Below are 26,289 nucleotides of genomic sequence, written 5' to 3'. Positions count from 1 at the left end.
AATTGGTCGATTTTTAGTGGTAAAAATTAACATATGAAAACTTTCCTCACAGATGGGTTTTGCCAGATATAAGAGCTATTCGAGCAGCGAGAATTAAAACGTTTTCTTCTATTTACTAGATAATAGAAAAGGTATTTTTAATATTGGTGCTCACTTTTCATTGGCTGGTAATGTGCTGCGTTGAGGCAAAAGAGGCCGGAAATACCACTGACAGGTAACGTTTACCGGTAATGAATGGGCAACTGGAAAAGCCCTTCAGGTTTTCACCCGGACAGGCTTCGGACTCGTGCTTGCCACCTGAAAAAAAGCCGGCATCAGGGATGCCGGCTTTTACAGTCAGTATGACCTGGGTGGATTACTCGCTCGCCTGGGCCTCTACAGTGACGCCAGAGTAGGCGTCATAGGCCCGCAGGCTGATATACCAGGTACCGGCCTGTGGGTTGCTGATGGAGCAGGTCTCACTGTTGCCCCAGCGATAGGGCCGGCAGTCGTAGCTGCTCGTGGTGGGCTGCGAACCAAACCGAACATACAGGTCGGCGTCACCGCTGCCACCAGACATATTCACATCCAGTGAGGTCATGCCGGCATTCACCTGCAGGGTGAAGTGCTGCCACGAGCCAGTGGCGCCGGAGAGATTGCTCTCGGTCCACCCGGTCGGTCCACCACTGCCGCCGCCGCTCTCGTCAAAACTACCCACCAGGTCCACACCGGAGAAGCTGGTATAGCCCCGCAGCATCACGTGATAGGTACCGGCCTGGGCATTGGAGATGGAGCAGGTCTCGTTATTGCCGTTCAGGTAGGGACGGCAATCATAGGTCGAGGTGGTTGGTGCCGAGCCAAAGCGGACGTAAAGGTCAGCATCGCCGCTGCCACCGGAAATCTCGAACTGCAGGTTCGAGGCTCCCGCCGGCACTTCCAGGGTGAAGAAGAGCTCGTCGCCGCTGTTGCCGGACAAACCGGTCTCTGCCACGCCATTTTCCAGCACGCCGGTACCGGGATCAGGATCGGGGCCGCCACCACCGGAAACTGCCGCCACCGCAGCGGCCGCATCTACAATCCCGGAACCGCACTGGCTACAGGAGGAGGGGAAGCTGCGGGCGGTATCGCTGAGGATGGATTCCACCTCGGTGGGTGTCAGTGAACCGTCGAGCGCGTACAGCAGTGCCGCGGCACCCGCCACGTGCGGGGTGGCCATGCTGGTGCCCTGGTAAAAGGCATAGTTGTCACTGCCCGGGCCCTGGCTGCCACTGTTCAGTGTGGACAGGACGCCGTTGCTGGACACCGAGGTATCACCACCAGGTGCGGCCACGTCCACGACGCTGCCGTAGTTGGAATACCAGGCGCGGCCACCTGAGCGGTCGACGGAGGCTACCGTCACCACGCCCGAGCAGTTAGCCGGCGTGGCATTGCTGGCATTGGTATTGGAGTTACCGGCAGCAACCACCACTGTTGCACCCAGGCTGCGGGCAGTGTTGATGGCATTCTGGGTGGTGCTGCCACAGGAGCCGCTGCCACCCAGGGACAGGTTCAGTACCTGGGCCGGGTTGGCATTGGCGGGGACGCCACTGACATTGCCGCCGGCGGCCCAGATCATGCCGTCGGCAATATCCGAGGTGTAGCCACCGCAGCGACCCAGAACCCGGACCGGTACCACTTTAGCTTTGTAGGCAACACCGGCAACACCGGTGCCATTGTTGGTGGCTGCGGCAATGGTGCCGGCCACATGGGTGCCATGCCAGCTACTGTTGCTGGCCGGAGAACCGGAGTAGCAGGCACCTGCCGGGGCCCAGTCGCCCGGGTCGCTGGCATCGCTGTCCCGGCCATTTCCGTCCTGCCCTACGGTAGCGTCGGAAATCATGTCGTAACCCGGCAGCAGGTTATCCACCAGGTCGGCGTGGGGACGGTAGCCGGTATCCAGTACCGCGACATTGACGCCCTCACCCTGGGTGGTGTCCCAGGCAGTGGGCAGGTTCAGGCCGCCGGTGGCTTCGAAATAGTGCCACTGCTGGTTGTAGCTGGGATCATTGGGGGTGGCCATGGGTTGCAACAGCAGGTCCGGTTCGGCGTATTCCACGGTCGGGTCCTGCTGCAGGCGGCTGATGATGGCCGCCATGTCAGCACCGCCACGGCGGTTCTCCAGTCGCATCAGCTGGGCGCCGGTAGCAAGACGCCGCATATGCGACATTTTTGCACCGGCCACCTGGGACGCACGCTCAATGGCGGTTTGTGACATGACATTGGCGGCCCCTATCTGCGCATTGTCCTTGTACTTGATGATGATGCGATCGCTGACCATGGGGGTACTGGCCAGGGCGGCGGAGGGCTGGTTCGTTTCCACCGCGAGTGCCTGCAGGGAGAAGGAGGCACCCAGCGCAATAACACTGCTGGCTGCCACAGTCCCGATCAGTTTTTTTATCGGATGCTTCATTGTTTCTCGGTTCTCCATAATTATTATCGACCTTTCCCCTTGTGGGGGGCAGGTCACAATTTCAGCGGCAAAGCCGCTTCTAGAGACTTCCTTGACTGAATAAATTTGCTTAAATCTGTGCTGAACCTTCTCTCAGGAGACCTTAACCGGTCACGGCTTGCCGGGTTCACCGGCCTTTCTAATGCCAGCACCAAGCAGTGACGTTGCAGTAATATTTCCCTCAATAAAAATGCTGGGAAGTCGAGGATAGGGGCGCCAGAAAAAGAGAAAGAAAACTGGAAAGATGATTCTTATTCCAGAGTTGAGAATTGGTCGTGGTTCACCCTGGATGGCTTGCGAGCCTGATCAATAAATCGGAGAAGAATTGGGTGGGAGTATTATGGATATTCGCTGTTCGAATATTTTTGAAAGTGTCCACGCTGGTGACGGGAGCCTGGGGCTCCCGTCCAGCCGGTTTATTGTATCGCGGGTTTGCAGAAAGGGTCGCCACAGCTCTGGTCACGGTCCTCGAGTGTGACAGAACAGGAGGCAGTATCCGTATTGCCGTTAGCGTCGGTCACGGTAAGGCGAACCGAATGGGACGAGAGCTGCTCACCACCAGAGAAGAAGGTTGCCGAGTGGGGCCCGATACCGGAGCGGGTGGTGCCATTCGGGAGCTGCCAGCGGTAATCCAGTGCAGTGCCGCTACGGCTCTCTGATCCGTTGCCGTCAAAGGAAACAGTGACCTGTGTTCCCTCGGCCCAGCGCGGTGACATATTACAGCGCGCCTCGGGCGCCATTGAGGCCACCCTTTCCGGTACCATCGCTGCGTAGGCATCCTTGGCCGCTTGCAGGTAGCGGCTGCCATAGTAGTCGGGCAGGTTGGCCATCCAGCTGTGGGAGGTCGTATACCATTTCTGGTAATACCAGTTGCCGATCGTGCCTGAGCTGTCAGTGCCCGTGTCCAGCTCGGCAAACGCGCGCACTTCGTGGCTGAGGTCCTCCAGCGTCCCATTTATAAACTGTCGTCCGGCGACATGGTTGTGAATCAGCAACCGATCACGCTTCAGGGGTGTATTGAATACACCGTTGAAAAGGTCGGTTCGATAAGTGAAATCGTGGACTGTGTACGTCTGCCCCAGTAAAGATATCTGTCGTGGAATTGGATTGGTGATCTTACTGTATTTGTCAGTGCCGAGTTCATGGTGCGCAGAATCCGGATTCGCGACCGGATCATACAGCTGTACAAATACAGGTACCTCGGGCATCTCGTCCTTGAACTTGCTGGCGAGCATGGTCGCCAGGGTGCCACCGCGGCTGTGTCCGACCAGGTAGATGAACTTCATTTCAGAACGATAGAATTTCTTGCGCAGCCACTGATAGTGCGCGTTCAGGATTTCGTGCTGGTTGTCTCTGGTAAAGTCATAGTTAAAGCGGGCGTCCATGGCAACTGCCATAAACGTACGTCCCATATCGAAAAAACCATCGGTGGCAATTTCGTAGGGAACCGAATCCGGCAGCATGGGGATGTTCTTGTTGGCCAGGTTGAAGTCGCTGTGGTCGAACAGGTTGTCCCAGTCCTCGCAGAGCCCAATGCCGCTCGCCTTCGGGGTTTCAGCATCAAAATACTGTCCCCCAATAAAATACATCAGTGTATCCACCGATGACTTCTGCGGCGCATTGTAAGTGGCGATGATGGTGCGCTTTTGCTTGCCGGTGGAGACGCCATTGTGTTCCCACTCGGCAAACTCCCCCTGGGTCTTGCCGTTACAAAACAATGGCCCATCGTAGCGACAGTAGCGTACACGCTGGGCGTACATCATTTTGGGAAATGCGGAAGAACTGCTGCCGTATACTCCGCAGCCGAGATAGGTGGGGCTACTGCCGCCGGCGCCGTCATCGGGATAATCGGGCATGTCAGCCCGGCTGGAGACGGTGACCAGCGCCATGACAGACAGCAACATTAATCGAAACATCGATCCTCCTTAATCAATTTATTCCTTTAATGGGAGGAGCAATGCTGACAGGTTTTTTTGCTGGATACAGTTATAAGCAGGTTAATTTTTCTTTTTGGGAAACAGTGCGCAATATTTTTCCGTTTTGTTCTCGCTACCAAAAAAATATCGTTTAAATCGGAAGGTCTGTGGCGGCGTCCTGCCGCCTCAGGGGGATAACAGCCAAGACACGCTTGGCCTGGCGCAGTGAGGGCCGGCAGGCGAAAACTGCGGGTTATTCGATATTCTGCACCTGCTCGCGCATCTGTTCGATCAGCACCTTGAGCTCCACCGCAGCCTGGGTAGTATCGGTGACGACAGACTTTGAAGAGAGTGTGTTGGCCTCGCGGTTGAACTCCTGCATCAGGAAGTCCAGTCGCCGGCCGATCGCGCCACCGCCGGCGAGCACCCGGCGGGTTTCCTTGACGTGGGCCTCGAGCCGGTCCAGCTCCTCATCCACGTCCGCTTTCTGTGCCAGCAGCGCGATTTCCTGCTCGATGCGATCCTGGTCCAGTTCGTTGAGCAGCTCTTCCAGGCGGGTGCGCAGTTTTTCCCGCTGGGATTCGAGAATCTGTGGCAGCAGCTGGCGCACCGACTCCACCTGCTGTTCAATGCCCTCGAGCCGGGCTTCGATAAAACTGCGCAGTTCTGTCCCCTCGCGCTCGCGATTGGCGATCAGCTGGTCGATGGCCTCGCGGAATGCCGCCATCACGGCCGTTGCCTGCTCTTCCCGGTCGATATCCTGCTCGGCAATCACGCCGGGCCACTGCAGGATGCGCAGGGGGTCCAGGGGCATGGTGTCGAGTCCGGGAGCCACCTGGCGCGCAGCCTGTTTCAGCGCTTCCACCAACGGCTGGTTGATCTCCAGGCCGGTGCTGGCGAGATCGCTGGGCTTGAGGGTCAGGGAAAGCTCCACCTTGCCGCGGCTCAGCTGCTTGCGCAGGGCCTCGCGCAGCTTGGGTTCCAGTGGCCTGCCGGCCTCGGGCAGGCGAAAGTGTGGCTCCAGATAGCGGTGATTGACCGAGCGCAGCTCCCAGACGGCCGTTCCGGTGGCATAGGGTGCCTCTGCGCGTCCGAAGGCGGTCATACTGCGAACTGGTTTCTGGGCCATGGTCTCTCCCGCAAACAGAAAAATGGTCCGGCATCATAGCATAGCGACAGGCGCTACCGGATGGCCCCGCGGCACCGCTGAATGCGCGTATAATGAAAAGCTTTGGATGCAAACGCGAGGTGAATTTATGCAACGTCCCAGCGGCCGCCAGCCGGAACATATGCGCGCAGTGAAGATAACGCGCAACTACACCCGCCACGCCGAGGGCTCGGTGATGGTGGAGTTCGGCGATACCAAGGTGCTGTGCAATGCCTCCGTGGAGAGCGATGTGCCGCGCTTCCTGCGCGGCCAGGGCAGTGGATGGATCACTGCTGAATACGGCATGTTGCCCCGCTCCACCGGTTCCCGCATGGGTCGCGAGGCCGCGCGCGGGAAGCAGAGTGGCCGCACCGTGGAAATCCAGCGGTTGATCGGTCGCTCCCTGCGGGCAGCCGTGGACCTGGGCCTGTTGGGTGAACACCAGATCACTGTCGACTGCGACGTAATCCAGGCCGATGGGGGCACCCGCACGGCCTCCATTACCGGTGCCTGCGTGGCACTGGTGGACGCGCTGCGTTATATGCAGCGGGAGAAAATCATTAGTGTCGACCCGCTGAAGAATATGGTGGCGGCGGTGTCCGTGGGCATCTACGAGGGTGAGCCGGTGCTGGACCTGGACTACCCGGAGGACAGCCAGGCGGATACCGACATGAACCTGGTAATGGCCGAGGACGGCGGCATGATCGAGGTTCAGGGCACTGCCGAGGGTGCGCCCTTCACCGAGGCACAGTTCGCGAAGATGCTGGCGCTGGGCAAGGCGGGTATCGACGAGCTGGTGAGCCTGCAGAAGAAGGCCCTGGCCGAGTGACAATCATGGCGGCGGGCGCGGCCCGCCGCCGCTGCGTCATACTTCCAGCTCGTAATCCATGATCACCGGCAGGTGACTGGAAAATTCCACGTTCTTGTTGATGGCACCGTACTCGATGCGATTGCGCAGGCCATGTGAAGTCACCTGCATATCGGTGCGCCAGCCATCACCCTCGCCCACTGTGCCGCTGGGCCACCAGGTGAACTCATCGGCATCCTTCACCACCTTGCGGAAGGCGTCGATATAGCCGATATCGTTGAACAGCTGGTCCAGCCAGCGCTGTTCGTGGCGCATGAACCCCGGTGTATCCTGGTGGTCCTGCCAGTTCTGTACATCGGCGCGGCGGTGGGCAATGCCCCAGTTGCCGCAGAAGATGAAATCGCGGCGCTTGCGGCTGATCTTGGTCAGGTGGGCCTGCATGTCGTCGAAGAACTGCACCTTCTTTTCCAGCGAGGCCTCGTCCCCGGCGGCCGCCTGTGGCGCCAGCAGTGAACCGACGCTGAGTCGCTCGAAATCGGCCTGCAGGTAGCGGCCGTACATATCCTCGCCATTGGCGAATCCCATGCCGAAGATGATCGCCTTGGGCTGGCTGCGGGTGTAAATCGCCACGCCATTCTCATGCGGGGTGCCGGAGTCGAAGAAGTAGCTGTAATAGCCGTCCGGATGGAAGATCGGGTGATCCAGCTCCGGTTCCAGGGAGCGGAGGTCCTGCAGGCAGATGATGTCTGCGTCCTGGTCCGCCAACCAATCGTACAGGCCGCGCTGTGCCGCCTGATGCACGCCGTCTACCGACAGACTTACTATTCGCATTGTTTTAGCCCCTTACCAGCGGACTAGTGTTCGGATTCATACAGAGGCATCGCGGCGTATGATTATACGAGCACTCCCCGCGCGCGGCAGCCACGGCCCGGATAGCGCCTTTCAGTATGAGGCAGTACACTGTATTAACTAGCATTATTTGACATGTCTCCCGCAGGGCTGCGGGTAGATCTCCCTTCACCTTAGCCAATAGTTAGCAATTTTTCATGCAGCAGTATCAGCGCGACTTTATCCAACTGGCCCTGGACCACCAGGTGCTGTGCTTTGGCGACTTCACCCTCAAGTCCGGGCGTCGCAGTCCCTACTTCTTCAACGCCGGCCGATTCCACTCCGGTGCCGCCCTGGCCGCACTGGGACATGCCTATGCCGAGGCCATTCTGGCGTCGGGAGTGGAGTTCGATGTCATCTTCGGGCCGGCATACAAGGGTATACCACTGGGGGCGGTAACCGCTGTCGCCCTGGCGCAGAAAGGCGTGGACAAGCCCTTCTGTTACAACCGCAAGGAAGCCAAGGCCCACGGCGAGGGCGGAACCTTAGTGGGTGCGCCCCTGGAAGGCAAGGTCCTCATTATCGATGACGTTATTACCGCCGGCACCGCCGTGCGCGAAGTGATGGATATCATCGACGGGCACAACGCCGAGGCGGCCGGCGTGGTCATCGGCCTCAACCGCCAGGAGCGGGCCGGGGAGGATACGGAGCTGTCGGCGATTCAGCAAGTAGAGCGTGATTACAGTGTACCTGTGATCAGCATCGTGCAACTGGACGATATAATCAGCTACCTTAGTGAGGAATCGCAGGACAGCGAAACCGTACAAAAAATAATCGAATACCGGCAGCGCTACGGCGTGGCGGGATAACTGCGGTTGCCGCCGCAGGCCGGGACGGAAAGAGTGATTCGATGAAAATCTCCACAGTATGGCCACTCCTGGTGGTGTTGGCCCTGCCGGCACTTGCCATCGCCAAGCAGGATGGCCAGGTACTTTACCGCTACACCGATGAAAATGGGGTACAGGTGATCGACGACCTGGTGCCACCGCGCTATGTGGCGGGGGGCTACGAGATAATTACACCCTCCGGCCGGGTCCTGAAGGAGGTGCCCCCGGAACTGACCGGTGCCGCCCTGGCAGAGAAGAAGCGCCGCCTGGAGCGGGAAAAGACCGATCGCGAATTGCTCAAGCGCTACAGCAGTGTGGCGGATATCGAGAGCGCCCGCGATCGCAAGCTGGCAATCGTGCAACAGGATATGGCAATCATGCGCTCCAATATTGCCAGTCTTGGTTCGCAGATCGAGCGCGAGGAAGACGAGGCGGCGCGGATCCAGCGCAATGGCGGTGAAGTGCGTCCCGAGCGCCTGCAGCGCATTGAGGACCTGCGTACCGAGATCGAGGTGCTTGAGGAGCGGATGGCCCTGCGACGCAAAGAGGAAAAGCGCATCAACGCCGAGTTTGACCGCGCGGCGGGGCGCTATACCGAGATTGCCGGCAAGTAGCCGGCCCGGCCGCAGTCCGCACTGTGGCCTGTCCCCCCCCTGTTTTCCCATCGGGCCCGGCCGGGCCCGAACTTTCAGCCGGTTCTGGCTGTCTATCAGGATGAGGAGCCCGCGCTCAGGCGTGCGCGACAGGTACCGGTTCGCGGAAGAATCCCGCAATGAGCACGGGCCACTGCTCGGCCCAGTACTCGGTGGGCCGGCGGCGGAAACCGCTGCGCACATACTGGACGATGCGACCTTCGGCGCTGGCCATCAACAGGTTGGCGGCACCGCCCAGCGGGATCGCCGGGCGCAACTGCTCGCGCAGCTCGGCGTCGCGGAGAATCTGCTTGAGCTGGGTCTCGAGTCGGTCGAAAAACTGCAGGATGCGTCCGTGCAGGCGCTCGGTCTCCCCGGTCAGCGCATCGCCGGTGAGCAGGCGGGTAATGCCGGGGTTGCGCTCGCAGAAGGCCAGCAGCAGGTGGAGGATCTTCTGGCAGCGCAGGGGTGCCGATGGTTCTTCCTGCAGGATCATGGAGACGCGGCTGAAAATCGTCTCCTCGATAAACTCGATCAGGCCCTCGAACATCTTGGACTTGCTGGGGAAGTGCCGGTAGAGCGCTGCTTCCGAGAAGCCCACTTCCTTGGCCAGGGCCGCGGTGGTAATGCGGGCGCCGGGGCTGGCCTCGAGCATATGTGCCAGTGCCTGCAGGATCTGTTGTCGCCGGTTGATTTTTTCGCTGCTCATTCAGTGCCTTTGACCCGGGGACGGCCCGGGGTTATCCATTCTTGTTATTGCCCACCGCACCGGAGCGGCGGGCGGTGGAATCCTAACGATTCAGCGGACGCGCTTCAATCGGCGCTCCGTCGGGCGGGGTGCCGTCGGGATTTCAGTCCGCGGCCTCGCCGTCGGTGATCAGGGTGCCCACACCGGTATCGGTGAAAATTTCCAGTAGCACCGCGTGTGGTACGCGGCCGTCGATGATATGGGCCGAGGTGACGCCGGCCTTGACCGCGTCCAGGGCGCAGGCGATTTTCGGCAACATGCCGCCGTGGATGGTGCCGTCGGCAATCAGGCCGTCCACCTGCAGGGTGGACAGTCCGGTCAGGACCTCGCCGTTTTTGTCCTGCAGCCCCGCCACATTGGTCAGCAGCATCAGTTTCTCGGCGTGCAGGTACTCGGCAATCTTACCGGCAACCAGGTCGGCATTGATATTGTACGAGGCTCCGTCCTCACCCACCCCGATGGGCGCGATCACCGGGATAAAGTCGCCGCCGATCAGCATATCGATAACATCGGTATCGACGCTTTCCACTTCCCCCACGTGGCCGATATCGATGATCTCCGAGGCGTGCAGCCCGGCGGTCTCGCTTTCCATCAGCAGTTTCTTGGCGCGAATCAGCAGCCCGTCCTTGCCGGTGACGCCCACGGCGCGACCGCCGTTTTTGTTGATCAGGTTGACGATCTGCTTGTTCACGGTGCCGCCCAGCACCATTTCCACCACATCCATGGTTTCGCTGTCGGTGACCCGCATGCCATCGACGAAGCGCGACTCGATATTGAGTTTCTTCAGTAGCTCACCGATCTGCGGCCCGCCGCCATGGACCACCACCGGGTTCATGCCCACCAGCTTCATCAGGATGACGTCCCGGGCGAAGCTGTTTTGCAGGGCCTCGTCCACCATGGCATTGCCGCCGAACTTGACCACAATGGTCTTGCCGGTAAAGCGCTGGATATAGGGCAGTGCTTCGTTGAGCACCTGCGCCACACGCAGGGCAGATTTACTGTCCAGGGACATAAAGCGGTAATTCCTTGTCGTCTATCGATTAAGCCATCGCCGGTCTCAGAGCGCCAGCGAGGGTTCCACTTGCTTCAACTGGGCCGTCACGCGCGCGCGGATTGCCTCCAGGGCCTCTTCCGACTCCGCCTCGAAGCGCAGGGTCAGCGCCGCACCGGTATTCGACGCGCGCACCAGCCCCCAGCCCGCGGCATACTCGATGCGCAGGCCGTCGGTGGTGTCCAGGGTGGCCTCGCCGAAATCCACCTGCGCACGGAAGCGCTCCACCAGGGCGAATTTATCCTGCTCCGCCACCGGTACCAGGATTTCCGGGGTGCTGACCAGCTGCGGCAATGAATCCAGCAGCTCGTCCAGCCCCTGTTCGCGCAGGGCCATGATTTCCAGGATACGCGCTGCGGCATAGATGCCGTCGTCGAAACCGAACCAGCGGTCCTTGATGAAAATGTGCCCGGACAGCTCCCCGCCGAGAATGGCACCATTCTCCAGCATCTTGGCCTTCATCGGTGCATGACCGGTCTTGCCCATAATGGGCAGCCCGCCGTACTGGCTGACCAGCTCGCCCAGGGCGCGGGAGCTCTTGACGTCAAACACCACGCTGGCGCCGGGGTTGCGGGCCAGGATATCCCGGGCCAGCAACATCACCAGCTGGTCGGCCCAGGCGATGCGGCCGCTGCGGGAAACCAGCGTCACCCGGTCGCCGTCACCGTCGAGCGCAATGCCCAGGTCGGCTCCGGTCTCCGTGACCTTCTCCACCAGGGCAGCCAGGTTTTCCGGGCGCGAGGGGTCCGGCGGGTGATTGGGAAAGTCGCCGTCGAATTCGCAGAACAGGCGGGTTACGTTGCAGCCCAGGTGCTCGAACAGGCGCGGCGCCAGGTGCGCGGTGGCACCGTTGGCGGCATCCACTACCAGCCGCGGTTCCCCCGCCAGGGCCACGTCGTTGAAAATCTCGTCGACATAGAGGTCCTGTACATCCTGCTGGCTGCTGCTGCCGCGGCCCTCGCGGAAGGGACCCTGCATCATCAGCTGCCGCAGTCGCTGCAGTTTCTCCTCGGCCAGGGGGCGCCCGCGCAGGAGGATCTTGAAGCCGTTGAATTCGGCCGGGTTGTGGCTGGCGGTCACCATCACCCCGCTGCTGCCGTTCCTGCCCCGGGCACAGGCAAAGTAGAGGATGGGTGACGGCACCAGGCCCAGGTCGACGCAGTCGCAGCCGCTGTCGAGGATACCCTCGATCAGGCAACCGGTAAGCAGCTCGCTGGAGTTGCGGCCGTCGCGTCCCACCATCAGCAGTTCCTCGCCGGCATGCAGGGCGAGTGTGCCCAGTGCGCGGCCCAGCTGGTAGGCAAACGGCTCGTCGATCTCCTCGCCGGCAATCCCGCGGATATCGTAGGCGCGGAATACGTGGGCCGGGAAATCCCTGACGGCGCCCATGGCCGAGCCCGGGGACTGGTCCCGGTCCTCCGCCGGTTGCCGGGATTTTTCTGAGCCCTCGTTGCCGGCGGTTGCCCGGGGGGCTGTCGGGGTTGGCGGCACACCCGGATAATCTGCGCTGCGGCGTTTCGGTGGCTGCGCGTTCTGCCACGGTGCGGGTGTATCGCGGGGGATAAATCGCCACAGCAGCCACAGCGTGACCAGCAGCCCGATGCTCGCAACGACCAGCAGCCACAGCGGCGCGATGCTGTTTTCCCGGGCAAAGTGCGCCGAGGGCCGGAGCTCGACTTTCAGGAAGCTGCCCGGAACGCCTGCTGCTACGGTCTGGCCGGTGCCCTGCCCCGCCTGCCAGAGAGGCTGTGGCGGGCCGCCGGGGAACTGCTGGATGACACGGATCTGGCCGGCCGCAGTGTCGAATCCGGAGAAGACCTTCTCCAGTGCCGCGAGCGGCTCGGACACCAGTGCCACGCCACCATTGGTGGCGGCGGCGCCGTGCAGCTGCCAGTTGTTGTCGCTGCCGGTGCGCAGGAACTCAAGCGCCTGTGCCTCGTTGCGGGCGCCGCGCTCCAGTAGGTCCACCAGGGCAAAGTTGAGGCGCGGGTTCTCGCCGGCGCCGACGCGGACCTCCCCGTCGCGGAATACCTGTACCGACCTGCCGGGCTGGCGGGTTGCGGGATCGCGGGCGACGCTTTCCAGGTAGCGGTCGCGTTCAGCCACTTCTTCAGCCACCCGGCCCGCGAGTACGACCGCATGGGCCGTGGCAGCGCTTTCTACTGCCCGCTGGTTGTGGGGGGACACCACGTGCTGGTGCAGCAGGTAGGCACCGCCGGCCCAGGCGACCAGGGCCAGCAAAGCCGGCAGCACCAGCTCGCGCGGGATGCGCGATACCGGGGAGGAGCTTGTTTCTGGGGACACGGTAGTTATACGTCCTGTCTTGTTACTGTTGTTGTGTCGTTCAGGCCGGGAAGGCGCGGGCCGCGATAATCCCGATCAACTGGTCGGCCAGCTGTGTCTTGAGGGCGGACGGCAGCCGGGTGGCACCGTCGCTGTCGATGACGGTTACCGCATTGCGGTCGCTGTTGAAGCCGCTGTCGGCTGCACTGACATCATTGGCAATGATCAGGTCGAGTTTCTTGCGCTGTAGCTTGCCCCGCGCGTGTTCTTCAACTTTCTCGGTCTCTGCCGCAAACCCGACGGTGAACGGGCGCTGGCTGGTGCGTGCGGCAATAGCGGCGACGATATCGGGATTCTTCACCAGGGCCAGGCTGTCGGTGTCGCTGTTGTCCTTTTTCTTGATTTTCTGGCCGGCCACTTCCGCCGGGCGGAAGTCCGCCACTGCGGCCGCGCCGATAAAGAGGTCGCACAGGTCGGCGGCGCGCTCGGCGGCCTCGTGCATCTCCTCTGCGCTCACCACATCGATGCGTTTCACCCCGGCCGGGGTGGGCTGGGATACCGGGCCGGCAATCAGCGTAACCTGGGCCCCCGCCCGCTGTGCCGCGGCGGCCAGGGCAAAGCCCATCTTGCCGGAGCTGTGGTTGCTGAGGAAGCGCACCGGGTCGAGTGCCTCGCGGGTGGGCCCGGCGGTAATCGCCACGCGCTTGCCGGAGAGGGACTGGGCCGGGGCAAACAGTTTTTCCACTTCCTCCGCCAGGGCGAGGGGCTCCAGCATGCGTCCCGGGCCTACATCACCACAGGCCTGGCTGCCGGCATCCGGTCCCAGCAGCGTTGCGCCGCGCTGGCTCAGGGTGGCCGCATTGGCGGCGGTGGCCGGGTGGCGCCACATGGCCTGGTTCATGGCCGGCGCCAGCGCCAGTGGTGCCTCGGTAGCCAGGCACAGGGTGGTGAGCAGGTCATCCGCCATGCCGGCGGCCAGGCGCGCCATGATATTGGCGCTGGCCGGGGCAACCAGCACCAGCTGGGCCCACTTGGCCAGCTCGATATGTCCCATGGCCGCCTCGGCCGCGGGGTCGAGCAGGTCGGTATGGACCGGGTTACCCGACAGGGCCTGGAAGGTCAGTGGCTGCACGAATTCACGGGCCCCGGCGGTCATCACGACGCGCACGTCGGCCCCCCGTTCTAGCAGGCGGCGTACCAGGTCGGCGCTCTTGTAGGCGGCGATACCGCCGCCTACACCCAGGAGGATGCGTTTGTCGGCCAGGGAGGACATAGTTCGGTTCCCGAAATTGCAGGAGCGGGTAAGATTAGCATTTATGCGCCGCGCGGGATAAGCGTGGCGGGCTCCCCGGCGGCGGCCGGGGACAATGAACGGGTCTCAGGGAGGGACGACATGGCGATCAGTGACTGGCCCGCGGCGGAGCGCCCGCGGGAAAAACTGCTGCAGCGCGGGGCTGCGGCGCTCTCGGATGCGGAGCTGCTGGCAATATTCCTGCGCACCGGTGCCGCCGGCGTTTCCGCGGTGGACCTGGCGCGGCAGCTGCTGGTGGATTTCGGCGGCCTGCGCCCGCTGCTGGAGGCGCCGCAGTCCGAGTTCTGCCGCGGCCGCGGCCTGGGCGATGCCAAGTACACCCAGCTGCAGGCGGTGCTGGAGATGGCCCGCCGCCACCTGGCGGAGGACCTCCAGCGCCGCGACGTCATGGACAGTCCCGGGGCCGTGCGCCAGTACCTCGCGGCGCAGCTGCGCCACCGCCGCCGGGAGGTCTTCTGCTGCCTGTTCCTGGACACCCAGCACCGGGTGATCGGCTTCGAGGAGCTGTTTCACGGCACCCTCAATGCGGCCAGTGTCTATCCGCGCGAGGTGGTGCAGGCGGCGCTGCACCGCGGCGCGGCCGCGGTGATCCTGGCACACAATCACCCCTCGGGCATCACTGAGCCCAGCCAGGCGGATATCTGGATCACCGAGCGCCTGGTGCAGGCGCTGGGGCTGGTGGATATCAAGGTACTGGACCATATGATCGTGGGGGATGGCGACGCACTGTCCTTCGCCGAGCGTGGCCTGCTGTAGCCCTGCCGGCAGCCCGGGGCAGTGACCCGCGGGATTAAGGGGGCGGCGGCCCTGGCGCAAGGGATGCAAAGAGTGACGGGAGAAAACCGCCCGGTCGCAGTCAAAACTGGTTAAAACTTGTCTCCCCCCAGCTGTTCTGGTATAAAACGCCGCTCTTTGCGGCCGGGCCAGATTCTGAACAGTTTCCGCCGCCGCCCAGGAACCGGATTAGAATCCCGAATTACAGTCCCCGCACCTCCTGTCATGCGGGCACGAGAGTTTTGAAGAGGCCAACAGATGTCCAAGGTATGTCAGGTAACCGGTAAGCGCCCGGTCACCGGTAACAACGTATCCCACGCTAAAAACCGCACCAAGCGTCGCTTTGTGCCCAACCTGCACAGCCACCGTTTCTGGGTTGAATCCGAGAAGCGTTTCGTGAAGCTGCGTGTCTCCTCCAAAGGCATGCGCGTGATCGACAAGAAAGGTATCGATACCGTGCTGAGCGAGCTGCGTGCCCGCGGCGAAAAAGTGTAACTGACGGCCCAGCCAAGAAATCGGAGACAGAACAATGCGTGAGAAGATCCGCCTGAATTCCAGCGCCGGTACTGGTCACTTCTATACCACTACCAAGAACAAGCGCAACATGCCGGAAAAAATGGAGATCAAAAAGTACGATCCCGTTGTCCGCAAGCACGTGATGTATAAGGAAGGCAAGATCAAGTAATTGGTCCCGCCTTGCGAGAAACCCGGCATTGCCGGGTTTTTTTATGCCTGCCGGATAGCCCGGGAGCCCGCGGGGTGGCAACCCGCAGCAGCACCCGGCGCCGCCAGGCGTGTAGAATTCCAAACCAGCCCCTGCCAGCAGAAAGACGACACCTGTGCCCGAGCTTCCCGAAGTCGAAACCACCCGTCGCGGCCTTGCCCCCCACCTCGAGGGACATATCGTGCGCTCGGCCACCGTGCGCCAGCGCAGCCTGCGCTGGCCGGTGGAGCCGGATTTCGAGCGCCGCATTGCCGGCGCGCGGATCCTGCGCCTGGAGCGCCGTGCCAAGTACCTGCTGGTGCATACCGACCGTGGCTGTGCCATCTGGCACCTGGGCATGTCCGGCAGCCTGCGGCTGGTAAAACCGGGCGCCGAAGTGCGCAAGCACGACCACGTGGACTGGGTGCTGGACTCCGGCCTGTGCCTGCGCTTTCACGACCCGCGCCGCTTCGGGGCCCTGTTGTGGACAGATTCGGACCCGGCCGCCCACGACCTGCTTTCCCACCTGGGCCCGGAACCGCTGGCGGACGAGTTCTGTGGTGATTATCTCTACCGCATGTCGCGCGGACGCCGGCAGGCAGTAAAGACATTCATCATGGACGGGCGCGTGGTGGTGGGTGTGGGGAATATCTACGCCAGTGAGTCCCTGTTCATGGCCGGTATCCGCCCGGACCGCGCCGCCGGCACCATTTCCCGCGCGCGCTATGAGCGGCTCGCGGATGCCATCAAGCGGGTACTGGCGCGCTCGATCCAGCAGGGCGGCACCACCCTGCGGGACTTTATCGGCGGCGATGGCGAGCCCGGCTATTTTGCCCAGCAGCTCAACGTCTATGGCCGTGCGGGCAAGCGCTGCCGCCAGTGCGGCGGGCCGGTACGGGATATGGTGCTGGGCCAGCGCAGCACATTTTTCTGTCGCCGCTGCCAGCGCTGAGTCACTGGCGCTGGGGAACCGCATAAAGCGGGACTAAAATTGCGCCCGTATACGCTGCGGGAGTCCGCTTATGGTCATGATGCTGCCGTTTGTCACCGTGCTGTTGTCGGCCTGGTTTGCCTGGCGGGGAAGCCGTGCGGGCGCAGTCGGCTGGTGGCTGGCGACCCTGGCGATCTTTGTCGCCTGGTGCTTCTACCATATGACTTCCCACCTCGATATCAGCCTCTAGGGCGGTGATGCCATTGGTCACCCGCCTCGGTCGCTGTGCCACCTGTCTGGATGCGCTGGGGCTGCTGGCACTGGCCGGGGTGCTCTGGTTTGCCTTTGCCTGGCAACTGCTGCTGCACGAACTGCCCTGCCCCCTGTGCCTGCTGCAGCGCGCCGCCTTTGCCATGGCCGGTGTCGGCCTGCTGCTGAATCTCCGCTTTGGTGTGCGGCCGCTGCACTACGGGATCGCGGTCCTGTCATCGCTGGCCGGGCTGGTGGCATCGGGGCGCCAGGTGCTCTTGCATATCGCCCCGGGAAACCCGGGGTTCGGTTCGCCCTTTATGGGCCTGCACTTCTACACCTGGGCGCTGATCACCTTCTTTGCTTTGCTGGCCTACTGTGGCGTGATGCTGCTCACCGACCGGGTCGATGACCGGCCACAACCCCGGCCCCTGGGATTCCTGGCGCGGCTGGCGGTGCTGGCCTTCCTGGCGATCCTGGCGGTGAATGCGCTTTCCACCACCCTGGAGTGCGGACTCGGGCCCTGCCCGGACAATCCCACCGATTACCTCTGGTTGCGGTGGCTTTAGCGCCGGCCACGGGCCGGAGGTGATTTCCTATACTCAAGCCGGAACCCGCGGATGACGGGCGCGCTGTAACGCGTCGCTGCAGGCGGGCTGGCCACCGGTTCAGGCGAGGGAGCGCAGCGAATGAGATGGGTCTGGATAGTCGGCGCAATGCTACTGTCGCTGGCAGCGTGCGGGCCCCAGGCGCCGCCAGCCGGTGACAGCGGCAAATCCCGCGGGGATATCCCCGACCAGAAAGTGCTGCCGGCCGCCGAGCTGGTTTTCCGCAACGGTTATATCTACACCGTCGACAGCAATCGCCGCATTGCCCAGGCACTGGCGGTGCGCGAAGGCCGCATCGTATTCGTGGGCAGTGACGACGGCGCGCAGCCGTTTATCGGTCCCCACACCCAGGTAGAAAACCTCGACGGCAAGCTGGTGCTGCCGGGCTTTGTCGATGCGCACATGCATGTCAGCGGCGGCGGCCAGGTGGGCCTGTACGACGGCAGCAGTGTGGCCGACTACCAGCAGGCGGTGGCGGACTATATCGAGGCCAACCCGGAACAGCAGGTGATCGTCGGTCGCGGCTGGGACCGGCTGGTGTTCGCCGACGGGCCCCCGCACAAGGCGCAGCTCGACCACGTCAACGACCTGATTCCCATCGTTCTCTACTCCAGCGATCTGCACAGTATCTGGGCGAACTCCGAGGCGGTGGCCGCCGCGGGTATCGGCAACGACACGCCGGATCCGGCGGGCGGGGTGATCGAGCGGGACGAGACCGGCCTGGTGACCGGAATACTGCGCGGGCGCAGCGCCATGGCGCTGGTGGAGAAAATCATCCCGGTGAAAACCGAGGCCGACTATCGCGCCGAGATCCGCGAGGTCCAGGACGCCGCCGCCCGCCGGGGTATCACCACCCTGCACGATGCCTATATCCGGCCCACAGAGGATGCCTCCAAGCTGGATGCCTACCAGAAAATGGCGGCGCTGAAGAAACTCACTGTGCGCGTGCGCGGCTCCTTCGTGGTGGGCCCCGGTGCCGGCCAGAAGGAGGTTCGCTTCCTGAAAACACTGTCGGAGAAATACCGGGACGAGGAATTCCAGGTGCACTCGGTCAAGCTGTTCGCCGATGGCTCCATCGCCGGGGAAAGGGCGCTGCTGAAAAAACCCTATGCCCACCGTCCGGACTATGAAGTAGAGAGCAGGCTGGGGCAGCAGAACCTAAACCAGCTGGCCAAGCTTGCCAATGCGGCGGGCCTGCAGGTAATGATCAGGGCGGTGGGTGATGCGGCGGTGGAAATGGGCCTCACTGCCTTCGGTCACTCCCGTGCAATCAATGGTCCCGCGGATATGCGCAACGGTATGGTAGGCCTGATGCTGGTCGACCCGGTGGATATCCCCCGCTTTGCCGAAACCGGGACTATCGCGGTAATGCTGCCGATGCGCTTTGACCGCAGCGGCCATTACCGGTCACTGGACCTGCCCCGGCTCGGTGAGTCGCGGGCTGCCGCGCAGTACCCGGTGAAAAAGCTGTTCGATGCCGGGGTCACGGTCGCCTCAGGCAGCGACTACCCGGCAACCCCCCGGGGTGGTCCGCTGGCCGCCATCCAGGCGGGCGTGATGCGGGGACCGGATCCGGGTGGCGACAGCGATGCCGCGGCACAGGACCTGGATGCCGCGGCTCCGGTGCCGGAGGACCAGGGCGTGTCACTGGAACGCATGCTGCTGTCGTTCACCATCAACGGTGCCATCGCCAACCGCCTGGAGGAGCAGACCGGGAGCCTGGAAACCGGCAAGTGGGCGGATCTGATCGTGCTGGACCGGAACCTGTTCCAGATTCCCCCGGCGGAGATCGGGTCGGCCCGGGTACTGGAGACCTATTATCGCGGGCGGCTGGTGTACGAGGCCGGGGATGGGGAATGAAGCCGGGGGCGGGGAAGGCTTTCAGGCCGGGGATGTCAGCCTGAGGCCGGCAATCCCCGCCACAATCAGCCCGATACAGAATAACCGCGGCAGCGCGGTGGATTCCGCAAACAGCACAATCCCCAGGATCGCGGTGCCCACCGCACCGATGCCGGTCCATACGGCGTAGCCGGTACCCACCGGGATCACCTTCAGTGCCTGGGCGAGGAAATAAAAGCTCGCCACCATCGTCACCACGGTCAACACACTGGGCAGTGGCCGGGTGAACCCGTCACTGTACTTGAGGCCGATCGCCCAGCCCACTTCCAGCAGGCCGGCGACCAGCAGCAACATCCACGGACTGTTCATGCCCAGCCTGTCTCCTCTGGCCTCAGCGCCGTCCGGGCGCCAGCCGGTCCTCGTCGCGGAAGGCCCACAGCACCAGGCAGCCGGCAAACACGATCAGCGATGGGTAAAAGAGCACATTGGTGCCCTCCAGGTACCAGCCCCACGGATCCACCACCGAGCGCCAGACTCCCAACAGGGTGATGCCGTTGACGATGGCCTGGGCGGGATAGGTATAGCGCTGCCACAGGCCCGTGATCACCGCGGCGCCCAGCAGTAGTTGCAGCACACCGAACATCTTCCACAGTAGTGGTGCGCTGACCACGCCCAGGTAAAAACGGTCGGACACGGCGATCGCGTGCTCCACATTCACCAGCTTGTCGACGCCCCAGATGACCAGCAACAGGCCGAGGCTGATTCGCAGGAGTAGTAAAGAAAAGGCGCGCATGGAAGGTTCCCCTGGGTAAGTTGTTGACCGGCGCCCTACTGGACAGCCGGCGCTATTTGCCGACCGCACTACCCTCGCGGCGTGGGTCGGCGCCACCGTGGAGCTTGCCGTCGATCAGTGCAATCCCGTGGATACCACTGTTCAGGTTGCGCTCCACCACCTTGTGTCCCAGCTGTTCCAGTTTTCTTACAGTCTCCGCGGGGAAAAAGCCCGACTCCAGTTCCACCCGGTACCCGATCGCGCCGATATTGCCCGCGGCTATGGCGTCGGCAATGGGCATCCTCAGGCCCAGGTGATAGAGAATGGTCCGCGCAGTGTAGTCAATAATGCGCGAGCCGCCCGGGGAGCCCACCAGCAGTCGCAGGCTGCCGTCCCGGTTGAATACGACGGTCGGTGACATGGAGGAGCGCGGTCGCTTGCCCGGCTGCACGCGGTTGGCCACCAGTTCGCCATCGGCGCGCTCGGGGGTAAAGGAAAAGTCGGTCAGCTGGTTGTTGAGCAGGAAACCGCGGACCAGCAGGCGCGAGCCAAAGCCGGTCTCGATACTGGTGGTCATGCTTACGCCATTGCCGTAGCGGTCCACGATCGACAGGTGGCTGGTATTGGGTTTTTCCGGGGAATCTGCCGGCTGGCGCTTGGCATCGAAGGGCCTGGGCTTGCCCGGCACGGCAGTGGTGGCCTCCTCGCCCGAGATCAGTTTTGCCCGCCGCACCAGGTACTCCGGGGCCACCATCGCACGCGTGGGCACGGCGACAAAATCCGGATCGGCGGAATAGGTATTGCGGTCGGCAAATGCCAGTTCCGAGGCCTCCGCAAACAGGTGGGTCAGTTCGGCGCTGCCGGGTTCGAACTCGGTCAGCGGGAACTGGCCGACCATGCCCAGGATGGCGCCCACGGTGGTGCCACCGGAGGACGGTGCGCTGGCACCGCAGACGCGGTAGAGCAGGAATTCGCTGCATACCGGTTCGCGCACTTTCGCCTGGTAGCCGGCCATATCCTCGCGGGTCATCACGCCCGGGTTGACCGGGTCGTTGCGCACCGCATCGACGATGGCCGCAGCGATATCCCCCCGGTAAAACGCATCGGCGCCCTGCTCCGCCAGCTGCCGGAGGGTGCGGGCATAGTCGGGGTTTTTTAGCAGCGTGCCCACTGCCAGCGGCTTGCCGTCATCGGTAAAGAAATAGCTGGCGATGGCCGGGCGCGCATCCACCTGCGGCAGGCGGTCGAGCAGCTGGTGCAGGCGCGGTGAAACCTCAAAGCCCTGCTCTGCCAGCTCGATGGCCGGGACGAACAGTTCCGCCCAGGGCAGTTTGCCGTCGCGCTGGTGAGCCAGTTCCAGCATCCGCATCACGCCGGGTACGCCCACCGAGTAGCCGCCGATGACCGCCTTGAGAAAATCCCGCGGCTCGCCGTCGTGCATGAAATACTGTTCATCGACCGCCGCCGGAGCGGTTTCGCGGCCATCGTAATAATGCAGGGATTTGTCGTCGGCGCGGTAGCTCAGCATAAAGGCGCCGCCGCCGATACCCGAGGACTGGGGCTCTACCAGGCCCAGCACCAGCTGCGCGGCGATGGCCGCGTCCACCGCGGTGCCGCCGCGGGCCAGGATGCCGGCGGCGGCCTCACTGGCATGGGGGTTGGCGGTAACCGCCATGAATTCCGATGCGCTGGCCGCCTTGACCTCACTGCGGCCGGTGGCCACCTCGGGCTGGATTTCCTCGCTGCGCTCGGCGGCGCCGGGGCCGGGCTTTTCAGGGTCGGCAAGCAGCAGGCCGGCAGAGATGACTCCGGCAGAGATCAGGGATGCGAGAACCAGTTTGCGCACGTTCGACTCCGGTCTGGGAAAACTCGCCGGAGTTTAACAGCTAACCGGGTGCGCAACAGTAAGGGGGCGAGGTGCGGTCGGGAATATGCGGCAGGGGCGCCGTGAAGGCGCCGGAACCCCGGTGCCGCCACCGGGTAGCGGGCGGCTCCGGGGCGGGAACTCAGCGGTTGAATTTTTCCTGCAGCGCTTCCTCGACCGCCGGCGGCACGAACTTGGTGACGTCGCCGCCCAGGGAGGCGATTTCCCGCACCAGTGACGAGGAAATGTAGGAGAGGTGCTCCGCCGGCGTCAGGAACAGGCTTTCCATATTCGGCGCCAGTTGCCGGTTCATGTTGGCCAGCTGGAATTCATACTCGAAGTCGGATACCGCGCGCAGTCCGCGCAGCACGCCGTAGGCGTCCACCTGCCGCACGAGGTCGGCGAGCAGGATATCGAAACCGATGACTTCCACGTTCGGCAGGTGGCGCAGGACCTGCTGGGCCAGCTCTACCCGCTCATCCAGGGTGAACAGTGGGTTCTTGCGGGAGCTGGAAGCCACGGCCACGATCACGTGGTCGAACAGGCGGCAGGCGCGTTCCACCAGGTCCATATGACCATTGGTGATGGGGTCGAACGTTCCGGGGTAGACGACTTTTTTCATGAGCAGGGTTTCGCAGGTTATCGCTGGACGCCGATACCGTAGCCGCTGTCATGCCTGCCCTCCCGGTCCCGGAGGGGACTGGTGGGGGCGCGATGCGGCCCGGCGGGGAGGCGCATGTTAAACAATTTGTGCTCGACCCTCAAAAAACACGGTTCAGGCGGTGCTGAGCAGGCGCATGCAAACCTGGCCCGCGCGCTTTTCCTTCTCCACCTGCCACTGCTCCGTCAACGGCAGCGGTGTGTCCCGGGGTGTCTCCACATAAACCAGGGCGCGCGGCGCCAGCCGGTCGTGCAGCGCGGCCAGGGCGGGCTGCCACAGGTCGGCGGCGAAGGGCGGGTCGAGGAAGACGATATCGTAGGCACTGGCATCGCCGGCAAGGAAATCCAGCGCACTCTGGTGGTGCACCCGGCCCCGGTCGGTGCCGAGCAGCTGCAGCTGGGCGCGCAGGGTGTCCGCCGCCCGTCGGTTCAGCTCCACAAACTCCACACTCGCCGCACCGCGGGAAAGTGCCTCGAGCCCGAGCGCCCCGGAGCCCGCAAACAGGTCCAGGCAACGGGCGCCCGGCAGCCGGAACTGCAGCCAGTTGAACAGCGTTTCGCGCAGGCGGTCCCCGGTGGGGCGCAGGCCCTCCACCGGGGCGAACTGCAGCCGGCGACCGCGCCACTCACCGCCAATGATACGGAGCTGCGACAGGGGTTGCGGGGAGGCTTTGCGCGGGCGATTTCTGGGCAAGGTGGTTTCCTGGCTGTGTGGGGCATCGAGCGGTGCTAAGATTAGCGCCTTTCCAACACCGTGGTACAGCCGGATACGAGCATGATCTTTGACTTCCTGCGCAAGAAAAAGCCGAAGCCCGAGGAACAGCCGGAGGAGAAGCCCGCCGAGCAGCCCGGCGAAACCTCCGGGGAAGACGAGGCACGCGAGGGGGAGACTCCGCCCGCAGCACCGGATTCCCCCGCTGAGCCGGTTCGCGAGGAGCCGGCTGCTGAGGCAGCCCCGGCTCCGGAGGTGACAGAACCGCCCTCCCCCGAGCCGACCCCCGCTCCTGAAGTGGCTCCCGCGCCCGACGAGGCACAGGCCCCGTCCGGCCCAAAAGAGGAAAAAGTGGGCTTTTTTGCCCGTATCCGCCGCGGGCTCAGTCGCACCAGCAACCAGTTTGCCGAGGGCATGGGCAACCTGTTCCTGGGCGCCAAGGAAATCGACGACGAGCTGCTGGAAGAGCTGGAAACCCAGCTGCTGATGGCCGACGTGGGGATGGACGCGACCACCGAAATTGTCGACCGCCTCACTGCCCGGGTATCCCGGCGCGAGCTGAATGACGGCGAGGCGCTCTACCGGGCGCTGCAGGAAGAGCTGGCCGGGCTGCTGGACAGCGTCGAGGCGCCGCTGGCCATCGACACCGCCAAACAGCCATTCGTGATCCTGGTGGTGGGCGTCAACGGTGTGGGCAAGACCACCACCATCGGCAAGCTGGCGCATCGATACCTGGGCGAGGGCAAATCGGTGATGCTGGCTGCCGGCGATACCTTCCGTGCCGCTGCGGTTGAACAGCTGCAGGTCTGGGGTGAGCGCCACGGCGTGCCCGTGGTGGCCCAGCACACCGGCGCCGACAGTGCCTCGGTCATCTATGACGCCGTGCAGTCGGCCCAGTCCCGCGGCGTGGACGTGGTGATTGCCGATACCGCCGGACGCCTGCATACCAAGTCCAACCTGATGGAAGAGCTGAGCAAGGTCCGCCGGGTGATGGGCAAGCTGGACCAGAGCGCGCCCCACGAGGTGCTGCTGGTACTGGATGCCGGTACCGGCCAGAACGCCCTCAGCCAGGCTGAGCAGTTTCGCAATTCTGCCGGGGTCACCGGCATGGTGCTGACAAAACTGGACGGCACCGCCAAAGGCGGTGTGATCTTTGCACTGGCGCAGCGCTTCGGTATTCCGGTACGCTTCATCGGTGTCGGCGAGCAGGCCGAAGACCTGCAGCCATTCCGCGCGAAAGACTTTGTCGCCGCGCTGTTTCGCCGCGACGAAACCTGATTTCCCGTTTTTGTAGGAGCGGCCCGTGGCCGCGATTGGATCCCGAGGTGCCTGGGCAGGTCATTCGCGGCCACGGGCCGCTCCTACTATTAATAACAAGAATACGCCGCCTGCATGATCACCTTCGACAACGTCAACAAGCGCTACGAATCCGGGCAGGATGCGCTGGTGCGGGTCAGCCTGGAGCTGGACCGGGGCGAACTGGTATTCCTCACCGGGCACAGCGGCGCCGGCAAAAGTACCCTGCTCAAACTCCTTACCGCGATTGAGCGCCCCACCCGCGGCAGCATCCTGGTGGCGGGCCAGAACCTCAACCGCCTGCGCAACAGCCAGGTTCCCTACTACCGCCGCAATGTGGGCATTGTGTTCCAGAACCACCAGCTGCTGTTCGACCGCAGTGTCTTCGACAATGTGGCGCTGCCCCTGTCCGTGGCCGGCTGTAACCGGCGCGAGGTGGGCCGGCGCGTGCGGGCGGCACTGGACAAGGTGGGCCTGCTGCACAAGGAGCGGCAGAACCCCATTGTGCTTTCCGGTGGTGAGCAGCAGCGCGTGGGTATCGCCCGGGCAGTGGTCAACAAGCCGGCGATCCTGGTAGCGGACGAGCCCACCGGTAACCTGGACCCGCAGTTGTCCGCGGAAATCATGCAGCTGTTTGCCGACTTCAATGCGGTGGGGGTGACGGTGATGATTGCCAGCCACGACCTGGAATTGATAGCCCGCCAGAAACGCCGGGTACTGACCCTGCAGGCGGGCCAGCTGATCTACGATGGAATCCCGAGCCGTGAAGCAGCCTACCCGTAACCCCGGCAACCCGGTCCGCACCGCTCCCCGCCAGCAGGCCGCGGTAGAGCGCGCCCGCGCCACCGGCGCCGTAACCGCCCGTACCCGCCTCGGCGATCGCCTGCGCGGCTGGGCCGGGCACCACCGCGAGATGGCCGCCGAGGCCTTGCGGCGTTTCTTTGCGGCGCCCATGGCCAGCTTCATGACCGCCCTGGTAATCGCCATTGCCCTGGCGCTGCCGGCCTCCCTGCAGCTGGGCATGGTGAACTTCCAGCGCGCCGTGGCGGGCTGGGACGGCCAGCCGCAGATTTCCGTGTTCCTGAACAAGAGTGCCCGCGAGTCTGCCATTACCTCCTACGTGGAAGACCTGCGGCAAGATCCGCGGGTGGCCGCGGTGACGTATATCTCACCGGAACAGGCGCTGGAGGAATTCCAGCAGTCGTCCGGGCTCGGCGATGCGCTGGCCGGGCTGGGCAGTAATCCCCTGCCCGCGGTCTTGCTGGTGCGTCCCGCCGGCGCGACCGGGGAGCTGGAGGCTCTGGCCGAGTCCCTGCGGGAAAGCGCTCTGAGCGATGCGGTGGTGCTGGATATGGCCTGGGTGGAACGGCTGTCGCGGCTGACCGAGCTGGGCCAGCGCCTCTCCCTGGGGCTGGGCCTGCTGCTGGCACTGGGTGTGATTCTGGTGGTGGTGAACACCATACGCCTGCATATCGAGAGTCGCCGGGAGGAGATCCTGGTGGTCAAGCTGGTGGGGGGGACCAATGCCTTTGTGCGCCGCCCGTTCCTGTACAGCGGTCTATGCTACGGCCTGTTCGGTGGCCTGCTGGCATGGCTGCTGGTGACCCTGGGGGTGGCATTGTTGTCGGGCCCGGTAGCGGGGCTGGCCTCTTCCTACGGCAGTGGTTACCGCCTCGACGGGCCCGGGCTGGCCTACCTGCTGGCTCTGGCTGGCGGCGCCGCCCTGCTGGGCCTGGCGGGTGCCTGGGTGGCTGTGGCACGACATGTCCGCGCCATAGAGCCCTCCTGACCCGGTGGTCACA

The 26,289-nt window shown here is 63.5% G+C and carries 26 protein-coding genes; 13 read left to right on the top strand and 13 right to left on the bottom strand.

The window, feature by feature from the left end; all coding sequences use genetic code 11:
• Nucleotides 1-355: 355 nt before the first annotated feature.
• The 3 genes from LVE68_RS10335 to LVE68_RS10325 all read right to left on the bottom strand — a co-directional run bounded on the left by LVE68_RS10335 (nucleotide 356) and on the right by LVE68_RS10325 (nucleotide 5,512).
• Nucleotides 356-2,428: a S8 family peptidase gene (locus tag LVE68_RS10335; protein WP_305080374.1), complete on the bottom strand. Its 2,073-nt coding sequence runs from the start codon at nucleotides 2,426-2,428 to the stop codon at nucleotides 356-358.
• A gap of 455 nt (nucleotides 2,429-2,883) precedes the next feature.
• The gene (locus LVE68_RS10330) at nucleotides 2,884-4,383 is read right to left on the bottom strand and encodes a PKD domain-containing protein (protein ID WP_232940223.1); all 1,500 of its coding nucleotides are present in this window, start codon (nucleotides 4,381-4,383) and stop codon (nucleotides 2,884-2,886) included.
• Nucleotides 4,384-4,636: 253 nt separating this feature from the next.
• Nucleotides 4,637-5,512 (bottom strand): YicC/YloC family endoribonuclease, encoded by an 876-nt coding sequence (locus LVE68_RS10325; protein ID WP_232940221.1) that lies wholly within the window; start codon nucleotides 5,510-5,512, stop codon nucleotides 4,637-4,639.
• Between the two features lie 127 nt (nucleotides 5,513-5,639).
• Here LVE68_RS10325 and rph point away from each other — a divergent pair, with 127 nt between their 5' ends.
• Nucleotides 5,640-6,359 carry a ribonuclease PH gene (rph, locus tag LVE68_RS10320; protein WP_232940219.1) on the top strand — a complete coding sequence of 240 codons (720 nt, stop codon included), beginning with the start codon at nucleotides 5,640-5,642 and terminating at the stop codon, nucleotides 6,357-6,359.
• A gap of 36 nt (nucleotides 6,360-6,395) precedes the next feature.
• Here the strand turns inward: rph and LVE68_RS10315 are convergent, their stop codons facing one another.
• The gene (locus LVE68_RS10315; RefSeq protein ID WP_232940217.1) at nucleotides 6,396-7,169 is read right to left on the bottom strand and encodes an exodeoxyribonuclease III; all 774 of its coding nucleotides are present in this window, start codon (nucleotides 7,167-7,169) and stop codon (nucleotides 6,396-6,398) included.
• Between the two features lie 215 nt (nucleotides 7,170-7,384).
• Between LVE68_RS10315 and pyrE the strand changes: the two genes are divergently transcribed.
• Both pyrE and LVE68_RS10305 read left to right on the top strand, forming a co-directional pair.
• Nucleotides 7,385-8,035, top strand: a complete 651-nt coding sequence (gene pyrE, locus LVE68_RS10310) for an orotate phosphoribosyltransferase (protein WP_232940215.1) — start codon at nucleotides 7,385-7,387, stop codon at nucleotides 8,033-8,035.
• A 41-nt stretch (nucleotides 8,036-8,076) separates the two neighbouring features.
• Nucleotides 8,077-8,667 (top strand): hypothetical protein, encoded by a 591-nt coding sequence (locus tag LVE68_RS10305; protein ID WP_232940213.1) that lies wholly within the window; start codon nucleotides 8,077-8,079, stop codon nucleotides 8,665-8,667.
• 115 nt (nucleotides 8,668-8,782) lie between these two features.
• Here LVE68_RS10305 and slmA read toward each other — a convergent pair whose 3' ends face one another.
• From slmA to coaBC, 4 genes are all read right to left on the bottom strand, one after another.
• Nucleotides 8,783-9,394, bottom strand: a complete 612-nt coding sequence (gene slmA / locus LVE68_RS10300) for a nucleoid occlusion factor SlmA (protein ID WP_232940211.1) — start codon at nucleotides 9,392-9,394, stop codon at nucleotides 8,783-8,785.
• Between the two features lie 142 nt (nucleotides 9,395-9,536).
• Complete coding sequence (gene argB, locus LVE68_RS10295) at nucleotides 9,537-10,445, bottom strand: acetylglutamate kinase (protein ID WP_232940210.1); 909 nt, start codon at nucleotides 10,443-10,445, stop codon at nucleotides 9,537-9,539.
• Nucleotides 10,446-10,490: 45 nt separating this feature from the next.
• Nucleotides 10,491-12,788 carry a phosphomannomutase/phosphoglucomutase gene (locus LVE68_RS10290; protein WP_232940209.1) on the bottom strand — a complete coding sequence of 766 codons (2,298 nt, stop codon included), beginning with the start codon at nucleotides 12,786-12,788 and terminating at the stop codon, nucleotides 10,491-10,493.
• A gap of 40 nt (nucleotides 12,789-12,828) precedes the next feature.
• The gene (gene coaBC, locus LVE68_RS10285; protein ID WP_232940208.1) at nucleotides 12,829-14,040 is read right to left on the bottom strand and encodes a bifunctional phosphopantothenoylcysteine decarboxylase/phosphopantothenate--cysteine ligase CoaBC; all 1,212 of its coding nucleotides are present in this window, start codon (nucleotides 14,038-14,040) and stop codon (nucleotides 12,829-12,831) included.
• A gap of 120 nt (nucleotides 14,041-14,160) precedes the next feature.
• Between coaBC and radC the strand changes: the two genes are divergently transcribed.
• The 7 genes from radC to LVE68_RS10250 all read left to right on the top strand — a co-directional run bounded on the left by radC (nucleotide 14,161) and on the right by LVE68_RS10250 (nucleotide 19,204).
• A complete protein-coding gene (radC, locus tag LVE68_RS10280) occupies nucleotides 14,161-14,835 on the top strand; it encodes a RadC family protein (protein ID WP_232940207.1) in 675 nt (224 codons plus the stop codon).
• Between the two features lie 276 nt (nucleotides 14,836-15,111).
• Nucleotides 15,112-15,348 (top strand): 50S ribosomal protein L28, encoded by a 237-nt coding sequence (rpmB, locus tag LVE68_RS10275; RefSeq protein WP_091513718.1) that lies wholly within the window; start codon nucleotides 15,112-15,114, stop codon nucleotides 15,346-15,348.
• Between the two features lie 34 nt (nucleotides 15,349-15,382).
• Nucleotides 15,383-15,538 carry a 50S ribosomal protein L33 gene (gene rpmG / locus LVE68_RS10270; protein WP_020413983.1) on the top strand — a complete coding sequence of 52 codons (156 nt, stop codon included), beginning with the start codon at nucleotides 15,383-15,385 and terminating at the stop codon, nucleotides 15,536-15,538.
• A 154-nt stretch (nucleotides 15,539-15,692) separates the two neighbouring features.
• Nucleotides 15,693-16,508: a bifunctional DNA-formamidopyrimidine glycosylase/DNA-(apurinic or apyrimidinic site) lyase gene (gene mutM, locus LVE68_RS10265; RefSeq protein ID WP_232940206.1), complete on the top strand. Its 816-nt coding sequence runs from the start codon at nucleotides 15,693-15,695 to the stop codon at nucleotides 16,506-16,508.
• A gap of 70 nt (nucleotides 16,509-16,578) precedes the next feature.
• Nucleotides 16,579-16,737: a DUF5993 family protein gene (locus LVE68_RS10260; RefSeq protein ID WP_232940205.1), complete on the top strand. Its 159-nt coding sequence runs from the start codon at nucleotides 16,579-16,581 to the stop codon at nucleotides 16,735-16,737.
• A gap of 7 nt (nucleotides 16,738-16,744) precedes the next feature.
• Nucleotides 16,745-17,305 carry a disulfide bond formation protein B gene (locus LVE68_RS10255; RefSeq protein WP_232940204.1) on the top strand — a complete coding sequence of 187 codons (561 nt, stop codon included), beginning with the start codon at nucleotides 16,745-16,747 and terminating at the stop codon, nucleotides 17,303-17,305.
• 120 nt (nucleotides 17,306-17,425) lie between these two features.
• Complete coding sequence (locus tag LVE68_RS10250) at nucleotides 17,426-19,204, top strand: amidohydrolase (protein ID WP_232940203.1); 1,779 nt, start codon at nucleotides 17,426-17,428, stop codon at nucleotides 19,202-19,204.
• Nucleotides 19,205-19,225: 21 nt separating this feature from the next.
• Here the strand turns inward: LVE68_RS10250 and sugE are convergent, their stop codons facing one another.
• The 5 genes from sugE to rsmD form a co-directional block, all read right to left on the bottom strand.
• Nucleotides 19,226-19,552 carry a quaternary ammonium compound efflux SMR transporter SugE gene (sugE, locus tag LVE68_RS10245; protein ID WP_232940201.1) on the bottom strand — a complete coding sequence of 109 codons (327 nt, stop codon included), beginning with the start codon at nucleotides 19,550-19,552 and terminating at the stop codon, nucleotides 19,226-19,228.
• A 22-nt stretch (nucleotides 19,553-19,574) separates the two neighbouring features.
• Nucleotides 19,575-19,976 (bottom strand): DoxX family membrane protein, encoded by a 402-nt coding sequence (locus LVE68_RS10240; RefSeq protein ID WP_232940199.1) that lies wholly within the window; start codon nucleotides 19,974-19,976, stop codon nucleotides 19,575-19,577.
• Nucleotides 19,977-20,028: 52 nt separating this feature from the next.
• Nucleotides 20,029-21,801: a gamma-glutamyltransferase gene (gene ggt / locus LVE68_RS10235; protein WP_232940197.1), complete on the bottom strand. Its 1,773-nt coding sequence runs from the start codon at nucleotides 21,799-21,801 to the stop codon at nucleotides 20,029-20,031.
• A 160-nt stretch (nucleotides 21,802-21,961) separates the two neighbouring features.
• Nucleotides 21,962-22,441, bottom strand: a complete 480-nt coding sequence (gene coaD / locus LVE68_RS10230; protein ID WP_255701105.1) for a pantetheine-phosphate adenylyltransferase — start codon at nucleotides 22,439-22,441, stop codon at nucleotides 21,962-21,964.
• A gap of 153 nt (nucleotides 22,442-22,594) precedes the next feature.
• Nucleotides 22,595-23,173: a 16S rRNA (guanine(966)-N(2))-methyltransferase RsmD gene (gene rsmD / locus LVE68_RS10225; protein WP_232940196.1), complete on the bottom strand. Its 579-nt coding sequence runs from the start codon at nucleotides 23,171-23,173 to the stop codon at nucleotides 22,595-22,597.
• 81 nt (nucleotides 23,174-23,254) lie between these two features.
• Between rsmD and ftsY the strand changes: the two genes are divergently transcribed.
• The 3 genes from ftsY (at nucleotide 23,255) to ftsX (ending at nucleotide 26,276) form a co-directional block, all read left to right on the top strand.
• A complete protein-coding gene (gene ftsY, locus LVE68_RS10220) occupies nucleotides 23,255-24,469 on the top strand; it encodes a signal recognition particle-docking protein FtsY (RefSeq protein WP_232940195.1) in 1,215 nt (404 codons plus the stop codon).
• A gap of 114 nt (nucleotides 24,470-24,583) precedes the next feature.
• Nucleotides 24,584-25,270, top strand: a complete 687-nt coding sequence (ftsE, locus tag LVE68_RS10215; RefSeq protein WP_232940194.1) for a cell division ATP-binding protein FtsE — start codon at nucleotides 24,584-24,586, stop codon at nucleotides 25,268-25,270.
• The gene (gene ftsX / locus LVE68_RS10210) at nucleotides 25,251-26,276 is read left to right on the top strand and encodes a permease-like cell division protein FtsX (protein WP_232940193.1); all 1,026 of its coding nucleotides are present in this window, start codon (nucleotides 25,251-25,253) and stop codon (nucleotides 26,274-26,276) included. Before ftsE ends, ftsX begins: the two co-directional genes overlap by 20 nt.
• Nucleotides 26,277-26,289 lie beyond the last annotated feature (13 nt).

It is taken from the genome of Microbulbifer sp. YPW16 (genome assembly GCF_021290385.1).
Classification (GTDB): Bacteria; Pseudomonadota; Gammaproteobacteria; order Pseudomonadales; family Cellvibrionaceae; genus Microbulbifer; species Microbulbifer zhoushanensis.
Note: the sequence above shows the minus strand (reverse complement) of the source record. Positions and strands in the feature narration are given on the sequence as shown.

What these genes read in the sequence shown, in the direction of transcription:
- LVE68_RS10335 (WP_305080374.1), bottom strand. Translation starts at nt 2,428, where the DNA reads ATGAAGCATCCGATAAAAAAACTGATCGGGACTGTGGCAGCCAGCAGT.
- LVE68_RS10330 (WP_232940223.1), bottom strand. Translation starts at nt 4,383, where the DNA reads ATGTTTCGATTAATGTTGCTGTCTGTCATGGCGCTGGTCACCGTCTCC.
- LVE68_RS10325 (WP_232940221.1), bottom strand. Translation starts at nt 5,512, where the DNA reads ATGGCCCAGAAACCAGTTCGCAGTATGACCGCCTTCGGACGCGCAGAG.
- rph (WP_232940219.1), top strand. Translation starts at nt 5,640, where the DNA reads ATGCAACGTCCCAGCGGCCGCCAGCCGGAACATATGCGCGCAGTGAAG.
- LVE68_RS10315 (WP_232940217.1), bottom strand. Translation starts at nt 7,169, where the DNA reads ATGCGAATAGTAAGTCTGTCGGTAGACGGCGTGCATCAGGCGGCACAG.
- pyrE (WP_232940215.1), top strand. Translation starts at nt 7,385, where the DNA reads ATGCAGCAGTATCAGCGCGACTTTATCCAACTGGCCCTGGACCACCAG.
- LVE68_RS10305 (WP_232940213.1), top strand. Translation starts at nt 8,077, where the DNA reads ATGAAAATCTCCACAGTATGGCCACTCCTGGTGGTGTTGGCCCTGCCG.
- slmA (WP_232940211.1), bottom strand. Translation starts at nt 9,394, where the DNA reads ATGAGCAGCGAAAAAATCAACCGGCGACAACAGATCCTGCAGGCACTG.
- argB (WP_232940210.1), bottom strand. Translation starts at nt 10,445, where the DNA reads ATGTCCCTGGACAGTAAATCTGCCCTGCGTGTGGCGCAGGTGCTCAAC.
- coaBC (WP_232940208.1), bottom strand. Translation starts at nt 14,040, where the DNA reads ATGTCCTCCCTGGCCGACAAACGCATCCTCCTGGGTGTAGGCGGCGGT.
- radC (WP_232940207.1), top strand. Translation starts at nt 14,161, where the DNA reads ATGGCGATCAGTGACTGGCCCGCGGCGGAGCGCCCGCGGGAAAAACTG.
- rpmB (WP_091513718.1), top strand. Translation starts at nt 15,112, where the DNA reads ATGTCCAAGGTATGTCAGGTAACCGGTAAGCGCCCGGTCACCGGTAAC.
- rpmG (WP_020413983.1), top strand. Translation starts at nt 15,383, where the DNA reads ATGCGTGAGAAGATCCGCCTGAATTCCAGCGCCGGTACTGGTCACTTC.
- LVE68_RS10260 (WP_232940205.1), top strand. Translation starts at nt 16,579, where the DNA reads ATGGTCATGATGCTGCCGTTTGTCACCGTGCTGTTGTCGGCCTGGTTT.
- LVE68_RS10255 (WP_232940204.1), top strand. Translation starts at nt 16,745, where the DNA reads ATGCCATTGGTCACCCGCCTCGGTCGCTGTGCCACCTGTCTGGATGCG.
- LVE68_RS10250 (WP_232940203.1), top strand. Translation starts at nt 17,426, where the DNA reads ATGAGATGGGTCTGGATAGTCGGCGCAATGCTACTGTCGCTGGCAGCG.
- sugE (WP_232940201.1), bottom strand. Translation starts at nt 19,552, where the DNA reads ATGAACAGTCCGTGGATGTTGCTGCTGGTCGCCGGCCTGCTGGAAGTG.
- LVE68_RS10240 (WP_232940199.1), bottom strand. Translation starts at nt 19,976, where the DNA reads ATGCGCGCCTTTTCTTTACTACTCCTGCGAATCAGCCTCGGCCTGTTG.
- coaD (WP_255701105.1), bottom strand. Translation starts at nt 22,441, where the DNA reads ATGAAAAAAGTCGTCTACCCCGGAACGTTCGACCCCATCACCAATGGT.
- ftsY (WP_232940195.1), top strand. Translation starts at nt 23,255, where the DNA reads ATGATCTTTGACTTCCTGCGCAAGAAAAAGCCGAAGCCCGAGGAACAG.
- ftsE (WP_232940194.1), top strand. Translation starts at nt 24,584, where the DNA reads ATGATCACCTTCGACAACGTCAACAAGCGCTACGAATCCGGGCAGGAT.